This is a genomic window from Neobacillus sp. PS3-40 (assembly GCF_030915485.1).
GTDB lineage: Bacteria > Bacillota > Bacilli > Bacillales > Cytobacillaceae > JAUZPL01.
The window spans coordinates 3,922,283-3,942,188 of record NZ_CP133266.1; the positions used below are offsets into that span (position 1 = coordinate 3,922,283).

General features: G+C 36.2%; 17 protein-coding genes. 15 read left to right on the plus strand and 2 right to left on the minus strand.

Annotation, left to right across the window (positions count from 1 at the left end; all coding sequences use genetic code 11):
* Positions 1-267 precede the first annotated feature (267 nt).
* The 5 genes from RCG20_RS19145 to RCG20_RS19165 all read left to right on the plus strand — a co-directional run bounded on the left by RCG20_RS19145 (position 268) and on the right by RCG20_RS19165 (position 5,353).
* Positions 268-1,482, plus strand: a complete 1,215-nt coding sequence (locus RCG20_RS19145) for an MFS transporter (protein WP_308181728.1) — start codon at positions 268-270, stop codon at positions 1,480-1,482.
* 590 nt (positions 1,483-2,072) lie between these two features.
* Positions 2,073-2,774, plus strand: coding sequence for a pirin family protein (locus tag RCG20_RS19150; RefSeq protein ID WP_308181729.1), 702 nt, complete (start codon positions 2,073-2,075; stop codon positions 2,772-2,774).
* Between the two features lie 280 nt (positions 2,775-3,054).
* A complete protein-coding gene (locus RCG20_RS19155) occupies positions 3,055-3,819 on the plus strand; it encodes an SDR family NAD(P)-dependent oxidoreductase (RefSeq protein WP_308181730.1) in 765 nt (254 codons plus the stop codon).
* A 257-nt stretch (positions 3,820-4,076) separates the two neighbouring features.
* Positions 4,077-4,583: an NUDIX hydrolase gene (locus tag RCG20_RS19160; RefSeq protein WP_308181731.1), complete on the plus strand. Its 507-nt coding sequence runs from the start codon at positions 4,077-4,079 to the stop codon at positions 4,581-4,583.
* Positions 4,584-4,795: 212 nt separating this feature from the next.
* Positions 4,796-5,353, plus strand: coding sequence for a GNAT family N-acetyltransferase (locus tag RCG20_RS19165; protein WP_308181732.1), 558 nt, complete (start codon positions 4,796-4,798; stop codon positions 5,351-5,353).
* Between the two features lie 256 nt (positions 5,354-5,609).
* Here the strand turns inward: RCG20_RS19165 and RCG20_RS19170 are convergent, their stop codons facing one another.
* Complete coding sequence (locus RCG20_RS19170; RefSeq protein WP_308181733.1) at positions 5,610-5,828, minus strand: hypothetical protein; 219 nt, start codon at positions 5,826-5,828, stop codon at positions 5,610-5,612.
* Between the two features lie 236 nt (positions 5,829-6,064).
* Here RCG20_RS19170 and RCG20_RS19175 point away from each other — a divergent pair, with 236 nt between their 5' ends.
* Positions 6,065-6,832: an SDR family oxidoreductase gene (locus RCG20_RS19175; protein WP_308181734.1), complete on the plus strand. Its 768-nt coding sequence runs from the start codon at positions 6,065-6,067 to the stop codon at positions 6,830-6,832.
* A 242-nt stretch (positions 6,833-7,074) separates the two neighbouring features.
* Here the strand turns inward: RCG20_RS19175 and RCG20_RS19180 are convergent, their stop codons facing one another.
* Positions 7,075-7,560: a hypothetical protein gene (locus RCG20_RS19180; RefSeq protein WP_308181735.1), complete on the minus strand. Its 486-nt coding sequence runs from the start codon at positions 7,558-7,560 to the stop codon at positions 7,075-7,077.
* 1,957 nt (positions 7,561-9,517) lie between these two features.
* Here RCG20_RS19180 and RCG20_RS19185 point away from each other — a divergent pair.
* From RCG20_RS19185 to RCG20_RS19225, 9 genes are all read left to right on the plus strand, one after another.
* Positions 9,518-11,158, plus strand: coding sequence for a methyl-accepting chemotaxis protein (locus RCG20_RS19185; RefSeq protein WP_308181736.1), 1,641 nt, complete (start codon positions 9,518-9,520; stop codon positions 11,156-11,158).
* A gap of 929 nt (positions 11,159-12,087) precedes the next feature.
* Positions 12,088-12,789, plus strand: a complete 702-nt coding sequence (locus RCG20_RS19190) for a YdjY domain-containing protein (protein WP_308181737.1) — start codon at positions 12,088-12,090, stop codon at positions 12,787-12,789.
* A gap of 11 nt (positions 12,790-12,800) precedes the next feature.
* Positions 12,801-13,973: a TVP38/TMEM64 family protein gene (locus RCG20_RS19195; protein ID WP_308181738.1), complete on the plus strand. Its 1,173-nt coding sequence runs from the start codon at positions 12,801-12,803 to the stop codon at positions 13,971-13,973.
* Positions 13,973-14,995 carry a lysylphosphatidylglycerol synthase transmembrane domain-containing protein gene (locus tag RCG20_RS19200; RefSeq protein WP_308181739.1) on the plus strand — a complete coding sequence of 341 codons (1,023 nt, stop codon included), beginning with the start codon at positions 13,973-13,975 and terminating at the stop codon, positions 14,993-14,995. Before RCG20_RS19195 ends, RCG20_RS19200 begins: the two co-directional genes overlap by 1 nt.
* Positions 14,967-15,722: a glycine/sarcosine/betaine reductase selenoprotein B family protein gene (locus tag RCG20_RS19205; RefSeq protein WP_308184401.1), complete on the plus strand. Its 756-nt coding sequence runs from the start codon at positions 14,967-14,969 to the stop codon at positions 15,720-15,722. The genes RCG20_RS19200 and RCG20_RS19205 overlap by 29 nt, the downstream gene beginning before the upstream one ends.
* Before the next feature lie 211 nt (positions 15,723-15,933).
* A complete protein-coding gene (locus tag RCG20_RS19210) occupies positions 15,934-17,181 on the plus strand; it encodes an ABC transporter substrate-binding protein (protein WP_308184402.1) in 1,248 nt (415 codons plus the stop codon).
* A complete protein-coding gene (locus RCG20_RS19215) occupies positions 17,165-18,067 on the plus strand; it encodes an ABC transporter permease (RefSeq protein WP_308181740.1) in 903 nt (300 codons plus the stop codon). Before RCG20_RS19210 ends, RCG20_RS19215 begins: the two co-directional genes overlap by 17 nt.
* Positions 18,061-18,867, plus strand: a complete 807-nt coding sequence (locus RCG20_RS19220) for an ABC transporter permease (protein ID WP_308181741.1) — start codon at positions 18,061-18,063, stop codon at positions 18,865-18,867. The genes RCG20_RS19215 and RCG20_RS19220 overlap by 7 nt, the downstream gene beginning before the upstream one ends.
* Positions 18,868-18,886: 19 nt before the next feature.
* Entirely contained in the window at positions 18,887-19,894 is a 1,008-nt protein-coding gene (locus RCG20_RS19225) for an ABC transporter ATP-binding protein (protein WP_308181742.1), read from the plus strand.
* The last annotated feature ends 12 nt before the right edge of the window (positions 19,895-19,906 follow it).

The following is a 19,906-nucleotide window of genomic DNA, read 5'->3' on the forward strand; positions in this document are numbered from 1 at the left end:
AACAAAATGGTAACAGATTCCTATTTTGATAATCCACTAAATTGTTTCTCTCACTAAATTGCCTACCCCCAGGTAATCATTTATTTTATGACGAAACGGTAAATAGGGGGGTTTTACAGGCCGGTCCTAACTTTTTTCGATAGTCTAATATTTCGGGAATGAAAATAAAATAATCCTGTGATAGTATGGAATAATTAAATAATTGTATTTCATTGATGATGAAGAAGAATTTATCCTTATTGTTGATACATGGGGAGGGCGGGCAACATGGTGACCTGGAAACGTAATTTATGGGTACTATGGATTGGTTGCTTTTTTACAGCAGCAAGCTTTTCTATGGTTATCCCTTTTTTACCTCTATTTCTCTTGCAAATTGGCGTTCACGAACATACGGAAATGTGGTCAGGACTGTTATTTAGCGCCGCTTTTTTTGCCGGAGCGATTGCTGCGCCATTCTGGGGAAGGGTAGCCGATAAATACGGAAGAAAGCCAATGATTATCCGAGCAGGCTTTGTTCTATTTGTCATTTATACGTTGATGGCTTTTGTAACGAATCCGTATCAGATATTAGTTTTACGAATCTTACAAGGGTTATTAAGTGGATTTATTCCAGGGGCGATCGCCTTAATTGGAACCAATACGCCAAATGAAAAATTAGGATATGCGCTTTCCCTGATCTCTACTGCAACGGCTTCAGGAAGTATTCTTGGCCCGTTACTAGGGGGAGGAATGGCTGATTTAGTTGGAAATAGATGGGCATTTGCAAGTGCTGGAATTTTTGTATTAATCGCGACACTGCTCATTATTTTTTGGGTAATAGAAGAGAATTTCACTCCAAGCAAGGAACGTGGCTCTGTTCGGCATGATCTTATCGTGGCGTGGTCCAATCGACCGTTAATGTTGGTACTTATTTTAACGGTGGTAACTTCCTGTTCGATCATGACGATCGAGCCAGTATTACCTTTATATATTGTAAAACTAGGCGGTTCAACTGAAAATACTTCTTTTTTAGCTGGAATGGTATTCTCACTACCTGGGATAGCAAGTGCATTGTTTGCTCCATTATGGGGAAAGAAAGCAGATAAAGTGGGATTTCATAGAGTACTAGTTATTGGATTACTTGGTGGTGGAATTGGTACCCTAGCTCAAATTGTATTCGGTCATATTTTGGGATTTTCCATTATCCGTTTTGTTTACGGGATCTTTTTCTGTGCGGTTTATCCTGCATTAAATGGTCTCGTTGTAAAATCAACACCGGAGGATTTCCGAGGAAGAGCATTCGGATTAAGCCAAACCTCTAATCAAATTGGTGGGATGATCGGCCCAATGATCGGAGGCTATATTGGAGGGATATTTCCAGTGCAAAGTGTATTTGCGATAACGGGCGTCTTACTATTGGTAGCAACGGGAATAGCCTATTGGAAATCAAGTGATTTGAACAGTACATTGATGAGAAAAGTAATGCCTGGAAAGTCGAGTTAAGTTGAGTTGGATACTTCAACAGCAAAACGTGAATAAAATCATCTATAAAAACATAATAGGTTCAATTTACCAACACAAAACTTAAATAGACACAAGAAATCGCAAATAAATTAATGTAACAAATCTTGGCTATTTTTCGAAGTTTAGGTTATCAAAAGCTCAGTTTTACTGGGCTTTTTTTGGCTACGCATGTATCTTAGTCCTTATTAAACTTACGTTAGCAGTTCAATCGAAAAGGGAATGTACTTACTTCTATAGTGTTTTTTACTATAAATCAATTTTTCAACGATTGAGGTTTGCTATAAAAGAGCCTATTTATGTGAAAAGTTACCTTTATTTGCGTATCAAGAAGGTTTATTTGCAATAAGACGGGGTTCAATTGCGAAAATAGCCATTTCATTTGCGAAAAGGTCTATTTCATTTGCGAAAAAAATGTTGCCCGACCCCTACACTCTAACTTGGGGTCAGGCAACGATTTAATTTTTGACAAAATGAACTAATTATTATATTATTATCTCAACTTCAAGATAATTTAATTTGAGATTTCACGATAACTTCAACATTCCATTCACTTAAAAGGAGAGATATAGATGCTGAAAAAAGTAGATAACAAAAACATGGGTAGAAGTAATTTAGGGTGGTTGAGAAGTATTTTCCATTTCTCATTTGCAGAGTACTATAATCCAGAAAATATTAATTTTGGTAAACTACGAGTGATAAACGATGATCTGATTGATTCTGGCACTGGATTTGATACACATCCACATAAAAATATGGAGATCATATCTTATGTTGTTGATGGTGAACTCACACACGGAGATAGTATGGGAAATAAAAACACGCTTACACGAGGCCAGGTTCAATATATGAGTGCCGGAACAGGAGTGCTTCATAGCGAGCATAATTTAGGTGAAAATACCGCGAGATTTTTACAAATATGGATCATGCCTGATAAGGTAGGCTATGAGCCAAATTATGGTGACTATCGATTTAATTGGGATGAACGAAACAATCAATTGCTCCACATGGTTTCAAGTAAAGAAGGCCCGGCGCCAATAAAAATAAATCAAGATATGAACATATATGCCTTAGAACTTGAAAAAGATAAGGAAATTAGCTTTTCAGTAAATGAAGGAAGACAGGCATATATGGTGCAAATTGAAGGAAGCTCAGCTGTCAATAACATTGCATTACGTGCAAGAGATGCCATGGAAATTGTTGAGGAGGATATTCTTATTAAAGCAGATGAACAATCTCATGTATTAATCTTGGAGATGAAAAAATTAGATTAAAGTAGGAATAGAAGCAATTTTTAGGACATGAATAAAGGTAGTTTCAAATGGTCGATTAGTATGACCTTTTGTGACTACCTTTTTTAATCGTTTCTTTTACAGTAAAAAATAAACAAAATACCAGCGGCCTTATGAGAGGCGAGGTCCCGTTCAAAATGAACAAAGAAATCCCTTTACCAAATACCGCAAATGGACAGTTACCATTATCTTCTATATTATATGTTCATATGCTTACCTATTTAAACATTCATACTATCTGAAAAATTTGGAGGAACTTAAGATGTCGAAAACAGCTTTAATTACAGGAGCAACGAGTGGATTAGGGTATGAATTTGTTAAATTGTTTGCAAATGATGGCTATAACCTCGTATTAGTTGCAAGGAATAAGCAAAAAATGGAGGAAATCAAACGGTCATTTCCTACCATTGCTGTGACGATTATTTCTATCGATTTAAGTACACCAAATGCAGCAAAAGAAGTGTTTGATCTTGTTGAAAAACAAGGGATCACGATTGATGTTTTGGTAAATAACGCAGGATTTGGGTTATTAGGTCATTTTGATGTGCTAGATATTCAACAACAAGTGAATATGATTCAGTTAAATATAGTAGCTTTAACAGAGTTAACCTATTACGTTTTACAAAAAATGAAACAAAAAAACAGTGGAAAAATCTTGAATGTAGCAAGTACGGCTGCATTCCAACCAGGCCCTTTAATGGCGGTTTATTATGCAACAAAAGCATTTGTGCTGTCGTTCTCTGAAGCACTTGTGGAAGAACTATCTGACACTCAAATAACAGTTACAACACTTTGTCCAGGCCCTACTAAAACGAACTTTGGTGCAGTTGCTAATGTTGAGGGAACAAAAATGTTTAGCCGGGCCATGAATTCAGATATTGTTGCCAACCAGGCATATGATGCGATGTTAAAAGGAAAGCGGGTCGTGGTTACAGGTGGATTTAATAAAGTGGGTACAATAGCTGCAAAATTCCTTCCAAGGAGTATGGCTGCAAAAGTAGCAAAATCGATTGCTAGCAAAGAGTGACCATTTTGATTTTTAAACTTAGGTTAAAAGTAATAAGGGTATAAATTGAAATGATTAGGTTGGAAAACCAGGTTCATTGCGGCACACATGGCGTAGAAAGGTAACTGAACATTTAAGAAATAGTCACCTTAGGTTTGGCCTACAGGGTGACTTTTTATTTAATCAGTAACTGGTAAGTTTAGAATAAGAAAGGCAGGAAAATTTAAACATCCTATAGAATTCGTAATGGAAATATTTCTATTAAGGTGGCAAACAAAGTGGGAATGTCAAACTATTATAAAAAACTTCGAGAAAAAGTTGGCAGTGAATTAATTTTTATGCCTGGTGTTGCAGGAATTATACGAAACGAATTGGGAGAAATTCTATTAATGAACAAAGGAAATGGTGAGAAATGGAGCCTCCCAGCTGGAGCGATAGAAATTGGCGAAGCACCTGCACAAGCTGTTGTCCGTGAAGTGTGGGAAGAGACAGGATTATATGTTATTCCTAGTAAGTTAATAGGGGTATTTGGTGGAAAAGAGTTCCGTTACCAATATCCCAACGGTCATAGAGTAGAGTATAACGTTTTTATGTTTGATTGTGATATTCAAAGTGGTGAGCTGAGTCCAGTAGATAATGAAACTGTTGAGCTTCAGTATTTTAATCCAATTAATATGCCTGAACTTGCTTTACCTTATCCTAAATCGTTGTTTACACAAACGGACAATAATGAATTATATTTTCAATGGAATGACAATTGGTTAAAAGAGCTTTCTAAAAAGTAACTTTTCTTGTAAGCTAACAGGTGCTTTCCATCAAGATTGGTTGCTCCGGCAGCCTTTTTCTTTTTTAAACTACTATATTTTAAGGAGTATTTTTCAGTGATTAGTGAATATGCAGGTAAATAAAAGGATAGTTATATAACATTTCCTAATTAATGATGTTAGAGCTATATATTAGTATTAAATTACGAAGAAGAGGAGATAGAGAAATTAATATGAGCATTGTAAAGTTTTGTAATATAGAAGTAGAACGAATAATATTAAGGAAATTTAAGGAATCTGATGCAGAAGTGTTTTTTAAGTACAGGACCAATCCTAAAGTAGCCTTATATCAAGGAGAAGGATGGGGGGATTATAAATTTGAGCAAGCAGTGAAATTTGTAAAAGAGCAAATGAATTGTGAACCTGGCATTCCCGGTAATTGGTTTCAGATTGCGATTGAATTAAAGGAAAACAGAAACCTGATTGGAGATTGTGCAATACACACTTTGCCACAAGACACAAATCAAGTAGAAATAGGTTTTACAATAAATCCAATGTATCAAAATAAAGGATTTGGAACAGAGGCAATTAAATGCCTATTAGAATATATATTCAATGTATTAAATAAACATAGGGTTATTGCTATAACAGAAGTTAGGAATAATAATTCTATTAAATTACTTGAGAAGATTGGAATGAGAAAGGAAGGCCACTTTATTAAAAATGCATGGTATAAAGAAGAATATACAGATGAATACTTGTTTGCAATGCTAAAGGAAGAGTGGAAATGATAGGCAATATGCTTATATATGGAACAAAGATTATTTTCTTGTTCAAGGGGCTTTAGTTTAATAAGACACATATGTCATATGGAAAAACGCTTGGATATGATCGGAATCGGTTCTTTAATATCATAGAATAAATTGAAATTTAAACGTGAAGGAATAAAAGAGCAAGTGTGCTGGGAATAAAAATTAAATGACTATTTTGGAACATGATATGTTTCAAAAAAAAAGCGCTTATGCGCTATAAAAATTGAGCTTTTCCCTAAAAAATTCCTCGTGGGCCTATTAACCGGAAAAGCGCAACAATCAGCGCTAAGCGGATAACTAATCGTACTAATTGGCCTCTAATTCGTGTTTGTAAAACAAGTGAATCACTTCCAACAGATAAAAGGGTGCCTGTATATCTACCTTCTGTTGTTATGACTTCAACATCTTGTCCAACAAGCCGATAAGCATTGGATTTGAAATTTTCATTACTCATATTTCTCACCTCCCTCTCTTGTTAGTAAATGCAGTTTTAGAAGAAATGAATGGACATTTATTAGAGTAAAAAAAAGTATTTTTAAAGAAATCAAAAAACTGAAATAGATACGTACTAGACTCCACTACTTTAATTCACAACTACACTGGTAAACAGGTACCAACATTCTGGTATTATTAATACTATTCCAGGGAATATTCAATTTGTATATTATTAGAAGAAGAGGAGGTATTCATATGAATTTATCAGGGAACACGATTTTAATTACCGGAGGTGCTTCCGGTATTGGTTTAGCTTTTGCTGAACGATTTTTAAAAAAAGGGAACGAAGTGATTATTGTTGGACGTCGCGAAGAAAAACTTCAAGAGGCAAAAGCGAAATTTCCTCAACTACATACAAGAGTTTGTAATGTTGCAAACAAGGAAGATCGCAAGGAGCTATATGAATGGGTGACAAGTAAATATCCACAAGTAAATATTTTGGTAAATAACGCAGGAATTCAGCAAAGAGTGAATCTATTAAATGTGGATCAGGATTGGGATTATTACCAAAATGAAATCGCTATAAATGTCGAGGGCCCAATGCATCTATCAATGCTGTTTATTCCTCATTTCAAAAAGCAGAAAGATACTGCTATTATCAATGTTTCTTCAGGCTTAGCCTTAATGCCTGGGGTGTGGGTGCCAATCTATAGTGCTACAAAAGCAGCCATTAACTCCTTTACAGTTTCGTTAAGGCATCAATTGGCGCAAACAAGTATTGAAGTGATTGAAATCTTCCCTCCAGCGGTTAATACAGATTTAGGTGGTGCTGGCCTACATACATTTGGTGCACCACTAAACGACTTTGCAAATTCGATTTTTCAAGGATTTGAAAATGGTGAGCTTGAAATAGGCTATGGTGGAACAGAAAATAGGCTTAAGGGTTCAAGGGAAGAAAATCTACATGGGGCAAAAATGGCTTGGGAAGGCTTCTTGAAAAATAATCCTGATTTTATAAGCTAGGTGAGGTGCAGGGGTACTCCAGAATAGGATCTCAGAACACAATATTCCTTGCTGTACGTATCGTCCATGAATAATTTACCCTAACCCTCTATAGGTATGGATAATTTATGTATTTTGGATATAAAAAAAGCACTTCACCAATAAATGGAAAGTGTTTTTTTATTTGTATATCATGTTACATAATGAACAAGTAAGATGATACCTTTTAAAGGATGTAAGAATTAGTTCAAATAAGCCATTTATTATTGCTTGAAGGCCCGAATAAAAGTGTCCTGTTCAGAAGCATTATCGCTTCCTTCGCTAATTGTGTAAATTTCGATTGATGGTTTAAAACTCTTACTGCTTTTTTCATAAAACTTTGTAAATTCCACATGATATTCTATCTTTTTGTCGTCTACCATAATACCTGTACCATCTTCCTTGATTGGCAGCGAAATGACCTTCGTATCTTTTCCTTTTTGCGCAATCGTTATGGTATATGCATTCTTTTTATCTCCATTTGCGATTGTAATGTGGATGGAATTATCGTCTTGCCCGATCCAAGTTCCAACGTACGTATTAAAATTCTTTTCTTTATCCACTTTAGTTGCAGTTGCTGCTGCTTCCACTTTTACCTCTTTTTCTTTTTTTGCATCATCATGCTTCATTTTTTCGCTCGAAAGCCAACTAGCCCCAGCCATGAATATAAGCCCTAAAAAAACGGCGAATATAATTTTTTTATAATTCAAAGCACACCCTCCTTTTTTATCAGTTCATTTATTTTTTTATATTTAAAAACGAAAAGCCCTTTATTTGTACTACTTTATGCTTGAGAAAAGCAATTATGATTACCACTAGAATCAAAATAAAGGAGAATAAGTGAGCAAAATCAACGGGATCTAAAACGAAAAACCAACGAAACTAGAATTCTATGAAGGTAACAAATTTGAAGAGAAAATTCACATTTTAAAAATAACGGATGCAATGAAAATGGCTTCCGATAACACCCATTTTGTCCTTTCATCACCAAATAATTACAGCTTAATTATACTATATTTACTTTCGTGTGATACCTTTATCCAGTTGTGGAATCGCATTTTTAAGGGGAAAAACGCAAAGTGTAATAAATTTGTAAAAATATATCTAGGAAATTTCTATCGAAATCATTTTTGGTTACTGAAAGTTTATAAATACTTCCATTAACACTATGAAGAAGTAATATATTCTAACAATATTAATCGAGATAGTTTGTTTCAGATTACTTTCTTTTTAGTGAATATTAACGGCCTAAGTGACATGGATCATGAAGACCGTCATAAAGTCGACTTACAATGGTTTCATACTGGGGGAGGAAAGACGGAAGCTTACCTAGGTATTGCCACAGAAAGGCCCCAATAAGCAGGAGATCATTGTTTATCCGCCAAAAATCCACTATCATCCGTCAAACTAATTGGTTTATCCGTCAAAAGTTTATTATATCCGTCAAAACAATGGATATATCCTTCAAACGAATTTATCCGATAATTACCTTGCAAATTGAATAGAAAAAGCTTAGATAAGGTTCATTTTATGCAATCTCAGCGTCAGGCACCGTCCGTGGACAAATTGAAAGATTTGTATGTGTGGGATGAATTTTAGGTGCGAGCTCTGATGGATGCTCTACAGCAAGTTAATAAAACTTTGGTGCCTGACCCCCATCACGTTAAAGCATTAACCTAGGGGGAGCAGGCACCATTTTTCGGTTCGGAGAGTAAAGCAACTTATCATAACTACAAAAAAGCGATAGACCATTTCATATTGATTATTGCTTTGCTTCAAAAAAAATTCTTCAAGGTACTAAGAATTTTTATATTGGAGAAAGCACAGAATGGGGTAAATTTAGTGATCATTTAGAGGTTGAAGTGTAATTACTTCCTGTCCTAAATCCCAAATATGACCATTTTAGGAAAAGTAGTGCTTAACGTAAATGAAAAGTACTAAATCTAATAATAAAATTCAACATGAAGGATTGCTTACGGATATCATTGGTGCCTCCCTCCCGACACATTAAACCATTAACACAGGTGGGGTTTGGCACCATTTTTACAAATTTCTTACCGTATTGTTCTTTCTTTATTTTAGAAACAAACTCAAATGAATACTCTCCATATTTTGATCAGGAAAAAGTTAGGTAATAGGGCAGCCCCTTCCCAAAATTCCTATAGTGTCTGGTACGCCCAAAATAATCTTGTTTCACAAAAAAAGTTCCACAGGAATTTTTACCGAGCTCTAAGGATCGAAATATAAATTAAAAAGGTGCCGGAACCATAGAAGTGTTACATATTAACGAACTTGATATAAGTTCATGGGTTTTTAAACTTTAATCGGTGTACAGGTATTATATAATTTGATAGTATTAATTTTGTTATTTTAGTAATTTATTCCTATTATTAGGTTAAAAGTTACACTATGAATGCAATTCTATTTAAATATTCATAATTCAAAGTAACTATAGCCTGCCATGTACTTAAGTTAAAATCACGCAAGACCTATTAATAAAAGAGGTGATTAAGCTGTTTGTGTAATGATTCAAAAGGTGTTGGCAACTGTAGATTGGTGGTTTTATTGGATATTTCCAAGTTAAGATGCGAATAGTTATATATCAAAATTTTTAAAAATAGAAGATATTCATTTTTGGGATCTGTTTTAAATTATTGGAGGTATATGATGGGCTTTTTTCTTTCATTGAATTTATCAAAAAAATTAGTTTTAACAGTTAGTTTCTTATTATCTTTACTTATTGCTATATTTACCATTGATTCCTATCAAAATTACAAAAATATGATGATTGATCAGAAAAAATCTCAAGCACTTAGGGTGATCCAAACAGTTGACGCAACTTTAAATAGTAATGTGACACCACAGATATTTCAAGAAAATTTAAATCGACTAAAATCACTTCAAAAAGATATTGAAGAATTTGATGTTTACCAACTAGATGGAGAAACTGCAATTGCTTCTATTGATCCGAAAAATATTGGAAAAAAAGCGGATCCTGAAGATTTGAAGGCTGCCAAACAAGATAAAGAAGTAATAATTATTGAAGCGGATACCATTGATGTTACCGCACCTTTTCATGTGAATGGCGAAACCAATTTTGTCGCAGGTGTTAAATTTTCAATGAGTAATGAATTAAGAGAGATTAATCGTAGTCTTATAAAACTTCTAATGCTTGGATTGGGTTTGATCCTGGCAGGAATTATTTTGACATTAGTTTTTACCAAAAGACTGATCACTCGCCCACTTTTAGCAGTAAATAAGCAGTTAAAGGAAATTGCTGATGGTGAGGGTGATCTTACTCGTGAAATAAATTTAAAATCAAATGATGAGATAGGCCAATTGGCTCAATCCTTTAATAAAATGAGCGGTAATCTGCGTAACATTATAATACAAGTAAAGAAAAATACTGAATTAGTGGCTACTTCAGCAGCACAATTAACTGCCAGTTCAGAGCAATCTAATAGAGCAAGTGAGCAAATTAATACGGCTATTCAAGAAGTAGCAAGCGGCTTAGAAAAACAAGTTGAGAGTGCTGTTAGTGCAAACCAAGTGGTAATGGAAATATCTCGTGGAATGGATCAAACCGCTTCTTCCATTCAAGCAGTAGCAGATTCTTCAGGAACTGCGAATGAGAAGGCTACAAATGGGAGGCAGTTGGTTATACAAACAACGGAACAGATGAGTAAAGTACAAGATACTGTAAATCAAATTGCTCAGGTAGTTTTGACTCTTGGAAATAAAACTAAAGAAATTGACCAGATTATTGGTTTGATTACCCAAGTCGCGAGTCAAACTAATCTTTTAGCCCTCAATGCAGCCATTGAAGCTGCAAGAGCTGGAGAACATGGTAAGGGGTTTGCAGTAGTAGCAGATGAGGTTCGCAAATTAGCTGAACAATCGGCAAAAGCTACAGATCAAATTCGTCAATTGATTGAAGAAATTCAGTCAGAATCTGATAAGGCAGTGTCTACTATGAATCAAGGCACTGAAGTGGTAAAACAAGGAATTGATATGGTGAAGCAAACTGGTGATTCGTTCAATAGTATCGTAAGGATGGTTCAAGATATTTCGGGACAATCGCAGGAAGTTTCAGCAATTGTAGAAGAATTTAATGCTAGTTCGATAAGCTTGGTTCAAGGTATGGAAGCCATTTCTAATATTTCTATACAATCCTCTGGAAATACGCAAAATGTTGCAGCAACAGTAGAAGAACAAACTGCATCTATGGAGGAAATTACAATTTCAGCAACTTCACTCTCTAAAATGGCAGAAGAACTACAAGAAGCAGTTGGAAAGTTTAAAGTGTAATTGGAAAAAGGTGCCGAAAAAAGTGGCCTTTCACCACATATGGTGGTGGAAGGGGACTAGTGAGGGTTTAACATGTTTGTGTGTCTGCACTCTCTGGTGTAGTAACAGATTAGTGTACTTGGTGTCAGCAAAGGAGCCTATGAATCTTGAATCTAATTTTGGTGCCATACCCCCACTACATTAAAGCGTTAGCATAGGTGGGATCAGGCACCATTTTTTCGATACGTTAAAGCAAAAATATTGGTGGTGCCAGGCACTTTTTTCCCCAGAAAGGCCCCGATAAGCAGGAGATCATTGTTTATCCGTCAAAAAAACACTTTTATCCGTCAAACTAATTGGTTTATCCGTCAAAAATTTATTATATCCGTCAAAACAATGTAATCTCAGCGTCAGGCACTGTCCGTGGGCAAATTGAAAGATATGTATGTGTGGGATGGATTTTAAGTGAGATCTGATGGATGATCTACACATGTTAATAAAACTTTGGTGCGACACGTTAAAGCGTTAAGATAGAGATTAAAATTAATAAATAAGCTTTGATATAGTTAGGAAGGCTGATAATCTACTGCTGAAGTTAACTTTTTATAAGCTTTTGAATTTTTTGGACAAGGGAGTCCCAACTGGTGCACAGCAACTATCCGTTGAAATCAACAGGCAGGTTTAGTATAGCCTATCGAAAAAAGAGATATATTTTAAGTTGTTTTATCGATAATATGAATGATAATTGGGTTTTTTATTATTTATAATGTTATTAGCTCAACATTTGCCAATCTATTTTCAATATATTTATGATTAGTTTTTTATTTATATATAGTTGGGCAAGGTAAAGACAAGTCGTAGGGAGGTTACTCTTTTATAATTTAACAGAATAAGTGTTTTTTTTTTTGTTTTAAAAAATTGTCGAAAAATGTAAAAGGGAGAGAAATAACATGAAATTAAGAAATAATTATTTTAAACTGTTCATTTTAGCTATTATTGCAGTTTTTGGTTTAGCTGCCTGTTCTTCAAATACAACTCAACCAGCTAAAAAAAATAACAAGGAAAAAGTTCAGGAAGTAAGTAAGGATAATCCTATTTATGTTGATAAGAAAAATAAAGTAGTTAAAGTTTATGCAACGGTTAATGGGAAGTATTTAGTAACCCCAACTCGTCACGGATTAAATTGGGTTGGAGGAGCATATGGTGACCAAGCAGTATTAAAAGCTTATGCCAACCCGTTAAAGTTTAATGAAGCATTGATTGAGATTGGCGGAGTTCCTGCTGTCGAAAAAGGCGGCGATACAAGCAAAGAGTTTAAGATTACTGCTGATGGCGGCAAGGTTATCAAAGGGGACCAAGTAAAGGTGTCTATTACTTGGGCAGATGCGAAAAAAGTGTATGACATCAATGAAGTAATGGTTGATTCGACTGGAAAGAACCTAGATTATCGTTTTGGTGGCAACTATGACACACAAATGGCAAAAATGACTGGCTGCTATATGTGTTTTGATAGCTGTCCTGCTGGTATTACAAGTAATGCAAATCAACCTGTCGGTACATTCCAAAGTGGAAAAGCACAATTCCATGGCAATGCGAAAGTCCTTCCTAAGGATGGTACTCCTGTTGTCTTAACTTATTCGATTGTGAAATAACAGGTGATATCATGATAAATATAATGAATATTGTTATTCGATTAGCTGCAGCATTATTCCTATTCTTTCTGATTGGAATGGCGCTTGATCTGATCATCATTCAATCTACTTGGATTGATATGCGTTTCGACAGTGAGTACTTTATAACGATTTCTATTTTGACGTGTCTATGGTTCTACTTTTTGAGTGTTTTTTTAAATGCTAAAAAATTTGCTTACTGGGAATCAAAACGGAAAAGCATTGTGATTTCCATTCTCAGCATTGCTATTATCCTGTTCTTCACAATAAAAGATGGGAGTTTTACGATAATACCGGCATATGCAGCAAGAAAAGCATTGTTCCTAGAAGACGTTTTATCTTTAGATGGGATGAATAACCTTTTAATAATCATGTTTGTTTTAGGGCTTACAGCCCTTGTATTCTCCTTTAGTAAAGTACCAAAGCTCCAAAAAAAAGGTCCTAATAACTGGAATAACCTTTCAAGACTTCGAAAATTTGGGATGATGTTTTTATTTGGAATCATTACTTTCTTTTTGTTGCTCTACTTAGGACAGGGAGAAATCCAAGATTCGATTAATAAATCAATTAGCTTTTTAAAAGATGCTGATGTATTAGGGTTCAAGGATTACTTACTTTCATTTGGGCCGCTTGCAGTAGTTGTTTCAGCCCTTTTAATGGTATTTCAATCCATTATTGCTCCGCTTCCGGCTTTCGTCATTACGTTTGCGAATGGTCTTTTATTTGGCTGGGTTTTTGGTGCTGTTTTATCATGGAGCAGCGCCATGCTTGGTGCGATCATTTGTTTTTATATAGCTAAATTTTTAGGCAGGCCAGTTGTAGAGAAAATGGTAACGAAAAAAGCTTTAAGTTGGTGGGATCAATTTTTTGCCAAGTATGGAAAACAGGCTGTCTTTATTGCAAGGCTTTTACCGATTGTATCCTTTGATTTGGTGAGCTATGCTGCAGGTGTAACATCTATTTCATTTTGGCAATTCTTTTGGGCTACAGGGCTGGGCCAATTGCCAGCAACCATTCTGTATTCTTACCTAGGTCAAAATGCGACGAGCACTGTAAAAATCTTATTCTTTATGTTCACGATTGTGATTGCTTTAGCTGTAATCGGGATGATTATTCGGCCTAAGTGGAAGGCAAAAGGCAAAAGCAAACAAGGAGATCATCTTTAATGTCTTCTTTACCAAACAAAACAAAAAAAGCACAAACCCAATTGTTGATTAGGATCATTGGAAGTATCAGTTTAATTTTGTGGATTCTCCATATGATTGAATGGGATAAAATGTTAGAAGTGGTCAGGAAGGGATCAATGCCATATTTTATGGCAGCCTTCCTGGCTATTCAATTGACAGTGGCATCAAGTGTATGGAAATGGAAATTACTTGTTGACTCTTCATTAATCAAAGTTGAAAGAGAAAACGCCTCATTAAATAAATTGGGGCGTTTCTATTATATTGGATTATTTTTTAATAATTTTTTACCAGGAAGTGTCGGCGGGGATGTCGTAAGGGTTTACTATTTAGGTAGGATTACAGGGATTCCATCTGCTGCCGCATCGGTGGCGTTTGAACGGTTAACTAGCGGGATTGCTCTTATTGGAATTGCCATTGTGTCCATTTTTTCTGTAAAAACATCAAAATCAGTTGTTTTATCCGTTTTATTGATAACTGGAGTATGCTTGATTCTTTTTATCATCGCAGGCAAATGGATGAAAAAAACAAATACGAAAGAGAGTGAGCAGGCTAAAGAAAATCCAACAAGAATGGGTAACATGCTATTTTTAGTGAAAGGTTCACTTGAAAAAATGGTTTCAACAGCGGAGACTTATCGCAGGAATGGATTTAACTGGTGGCTGTCAATTGGAGTTTTGTCAATCCTGTTTCAGGTTGGCTTGGCGTGGATTAATCAATTATTATTTTTATCCTTGGGAATTGATTTACCTTGGCTGGAATTATTAATGATTATTACACTGATTTCTGTCATTACTATGCTCCCTGTAAGTGTAAATGGATTTGGCGTACGCGAGGGCTGTTATATATTTTTCTTCAATGAGCTAGGGGTTCCGAGTGAAATTGCGGTCTCTGTTTCACTATTGTTTTTCTTTCTTGTTACTTTATCGAGTTTAGCAGGAGGATTATTCTGGATGTCAGAAAGGGGGAGAAATGATGAAGCTATCCGGAAACAGGTTGATTGAGTCGATTGTTGGTTATCGAGCTAAGTATATGATTCATACGAATAAAGGCAGTATTCCATTTACTAAATTTACGAAGCCTGCAAATGAATCCGTTGTTGCACTTATTACAACAGCAGGTGTTCATTTAAAAAGCCAGCCTGTGTTTGATGTTGATGCAGGTGATCCTACAATTAGACTAATCCCCAGGGCAACTGAGGATAAGGATTTAATGATTAGTCATACACATTTTGATCGGAGTGATGCCGATCAAGACATTAACTGTGTTTTTCCATTAGCACGACTTCGGGAACTAGCTGCTGAGGGAATCATCAAGGAGGTTGCGGCTAACCATTATGGTTTAATGGGGTATATTCCAAATACAGCTCCTCTTCTTGAAGAGTCCATTCCGTTCATTGTTCAGCAGTTACAAAATGATCAAGTGGATGCTGTCATTTTAAATCCTGGCTGATATATATGCCATCAATCCGTGGGATTGATTCAGAATGCAGTTGAACAGGCTGGGATCCCGACTATTTCTATTTCACACCTAGTTGATCTAACCAAAAAGGTCAGGGTTCCAAGGGCAATGCATTTACGTTTCCCTTTAGGACGTAGCTATGGGAAGGCGGGAGAAACAGAATTTCAAAGGCGGATTCTCCTAGATGCTATTCATTACTTGGGGGAAATCGCAGAACCGGAAACGATTATAAAACTTCCATATAAATGGAAAGGAAAAAGGGCAAAATGAGCATGCAATTAGCTAGAAAAATGCAAAAGCTACTTTGGCATACAAGATGGATTCTTTTAGTTGGAATCATGCTTTATAACCTGTATAGTTTTTTTTCAACTCTTAATTTAGAATTATATTTACGCGTGCATGGTTTTGGATTTGCTTTGTATTTTTGCCTCGGATTATTAGAGGGGTATTTTGAATGTAAAGGAAGTTGTAAACAGAAGTGATGATTAAAATAAAACAAATTCTTAGTGTAGTAATGATGTTTATTTTCATCTTATCAGGGTGTTCCAATAGTTCTAAGGATGTAAGTCAACAAAGTAATAAAAATATTTTAAATAAAGATTGGAAAAGTATCGCGGACCAGGCAAGTGGAACGAAAGTTAACTTTTTTATGTGGGGCGGGGACGAAGGAATTAATCAATATATAGATGATTGGGTTGCCCCCCGTTTGAAGAAGCAATATAATATTGAAGTAAAACGCTATCCAATGGATGCAAAAGAGTTTATTAATAAGTTAATGGTTGAAAAAAGGGCCGGGAAAAAATCCGGTGAGATGGATGTTCTTTGGATCAATGGGGAAAATTTTAAAACAGCCAAAGAACAAAATTTGTTGATGGGCCCAATTACGAAGGTTTTACCTAACTTTAACCAGTATGTAAATGTGGACAAGGCTGATACGAAGTATGACTTTGGGTTTCCTACGGAGGGGTATGAAGCTCCCTGGGGAAAGGTACAATTTGTTTTTGCCTATGATTCAAACAAAATCTCTCAACCTCCAAAATCGATTGATGAGCTGTTGGATTGGGTAAAGAAATACCCTGGGAAGTTTACTTATCCTGCTCCACCAGATTTTACAGGCAGTGCATTTATCCGCCATGTCTTACATGAAAAAAGTAAAAACTACAATGCGTATTTAAATAAATATGATGAATCATTAATTAAAAATGATGCAAATCAAGTATGGAAAGTTTTAAATGAAATGAAACCATATTTATGGAGAGAGGGAAAATCATATCCCCAGTCATTGTCACAATTGGAACAATTGTATACGAACGGAGAAGTATGGATGACAATGGGCTATGATGAAGCAAATGCCTCAAACTTAATCAAAAAAGGTGAATTTCCTGCCTCTACGAAAACTTTTGTACTTGATAAGGGAACTCTATCAAATACTCACTTTTTGGCTATTCCTTATAATGCTCCAAACCCTGCAGGGGCTTTGGTTCTCATTAACTTCCTTTTATCACCTTCTGCACAGCTGGAAAAGATGGATCTAAAGTATTGGGGTGAAAATACATCACTCTCTGTAGATCGGTTGTCGGAAAAAGATAAGAAAACAATGGATGCTATCGATAGAGGGCCGGCAACTCTTTCCCAGGAAGAGTTAGCAAATCATCGCGTACCTGAAATTGGTGCCGAATATGTCCAATGGCTTGACCGAGGATGGATGGACAATGTTGCGAATCACTAAGAATACCTTTCAAATAAAAAAATATAAAGGGCTGTTGGGGCTTCTCCCAGCCCTTTTGTTTATGTTGTGCTTTTTTATTGGTGGAATATTGCGGTCCCTTTATTTAAGTGTTAACAGTCAAACAGGGATGACCTCGTTATCACATCATGATTCGTTTTGGGCCTATAAGGAGCTTGCCAATCTCTCATTTGCCCATTCGCTTGGAGTAACAGCAGGAATAGCCTTATTGACCGCCCTGTTAGCGGGGATGATTGGCCTGCTTGCTGCGTTGTTTTTAGCTGCACGTTCATATCGATGGAAGTGGGTCTATATTCTACTCCAACTACCGATGGGAATCCCTCATTTATTAGCTGCCTATATCCTGATGCAAGTATTTATGCAAAGCGGTTGGTACTCACGGTTTGCCTTTCATTTAGGTTTAATCGATTCATTTGAAAATTTTCCAATCCTCATTCATGATGACTGGGGTATCGGCGTCATTCTGGCTTATCTATGGAAAGAAGTTCCGTTTATCGTCCTGCTCATTTATCCGTTCATTTTGAAATTACTTTCAGACTGGAAGGAGACATCGGCATCATTAGGAGCTTCCCTTACGCAAACTGTTCTTTGGGTTATCGTTCCGATGCTCATGCCGATATGGGCAGGAGGTATGTGGGTGGTCTTTGCATTTACGCTTGGAGCCTATGAGATTCCGGCTTTATTGGCACGAACATCTTTTGGGTCGGTCCCGGTAATGGCATGGCAGGAATACTCCCAGTTTGGATTAGACCGTCAGCCGATTGCCATTGCCATGAATATGATTTTAGCAGTGATCTCACTTATTACAGGCATCATTTTAATCTATTTGCAATTGAAGTGGTATAAACAGGGGAGAAGAGTATGGTGAGAAAGATTAAATTATTAAGAAAAACCAATACCTCTTTCATCATATTGCTTAGTTTATTCCTGTTTCTTCCATTTATCCCTTTGGTCATATGGAGCTTTACGAAACAGTGGCCATGGCCATTGTTAATGCCCGAAAAGATGAGTTGGGAGTCTTGGCATTATCTTTTTTCGGATAGTGGGATGGCTATTTCGGGGTTAAATAACAGCTTAATCGTAGCAGTACTGACACTCATCGGGAATTTGATTTTTGGATTACCGGCAGCGAAGGCATTAGCGCAACATGAATGTAAAGGAAAAATAGCAGTATTTATCATCCTGCTCTCACCATTGTTTATTCCCTATACGGTTTCTATCATTGGGATGCACGATCTCGCTTTAAGATTAGAATTTTTGAATCCTTATATTAGTGTGGCTCTTGGACATCTAATCGTGACCTTACCATATTTTATCGCGACAATATGGTTTCAGTTTCGATTAATTGGACGGAAAATTCAAGAAGCTGCCAGCCTGCTTGGGGCGAATGCATGGAAAATCTTTTGGCTGATCGAATTTCCTTTACTTCGACCATCTATACTATTAGGCAGTTTATTAGTGGTGATCATCTCACTAAGTCAATATTTGCCGACATGGATTATGAGTGGAGGAACTTTGTTAACACTTCCGCTCGTTATATTTCCATATGCAAGCAGCGGAAGCTCCTCTTTGGTGTCTGCTTATAGTCTTTGGTTCTTTTTGCCTGTTTTCTTACTGTTGGTGATCTATTTGCTTTTAATAAAGGTAACAGCTAGAAGAAAGTCTTAATCCAGGAAGGAGGGAGAACATGCTCCTAAAGCAGATTAACATTCATTACCAGGAAGCGAATATCATTACTGATTTTGAATTGCATATTCAATCAGGTGAAATTTTTGTGTTAATGGGGCCGTCAGGTAGTGGGAAAACTACGCTTTTAAAAGGAATAGCTGGATTAGTACCTATCGCTTCAGGTGAGCAATGCTGGGAAAATGGCACCGGGACAGTAGGGATGGTTTTTCAAGAGCCACGGCTATTTCCTCATTTAACGGTGCTTGAAAATATCTCATTTGGCTTACGTGTGCAAGGTGTCCCCCGGAAAGAAAGAACGGTACAAGCAGGTGAATTTTTAAAAATTTTGCAACTCGATGGTTTGGAGGACAGATACCCACATCAGCTTTCGGGTGGACAGCAGCAGCGAGTCTCCTTGGGAAGGACATTGATTCTAAAACCGGATCTCCTCCTTTTGGACGAACCGTTTGCATCATTGGATACACCTTTAAGACTAGAGCTGATCGACTGGTTATATCATTTTCAGAGAGAGAACCAATTCTCGATTATTTGGGTCACTCATTTTTTAGATGAGGCGTTTTCGGTGGCAGACCGGATTGGTATTATGATAGAGGGATCTCTAAAGCAGGCTGGGAGGCCAGCAGAACTTTACCAACAACCTTCCTCTGAGAAAATAGCATCTTTTTTATCTCTACCAAACCGTCTTACTCGGGAACAATGGCAAAAATGTTTTCAATGCGATTTATCAACCCTCCCTACAAAGGAAAGAGGCTGGATCCCTGCTAATGGTTTACAACTTATTGATAAACAGTTACTACCTGAAATCAGCAAAGAAGAAAAACTACTAGGTTTTATTTCAGGAATCGTTATAAAAATTATACCTGGAAATGACGGATTTTCTGTTATCGTAAAATCTGATGATTGTTTATTAGAGATAAATAGTATTGAATGGAACTCCATTCCTGAATTGAATGAGGAAGTATACATAAAAATACCTTTTGAGCGGATTATTTGGTATCATCAATAATTTAAAGTAAGG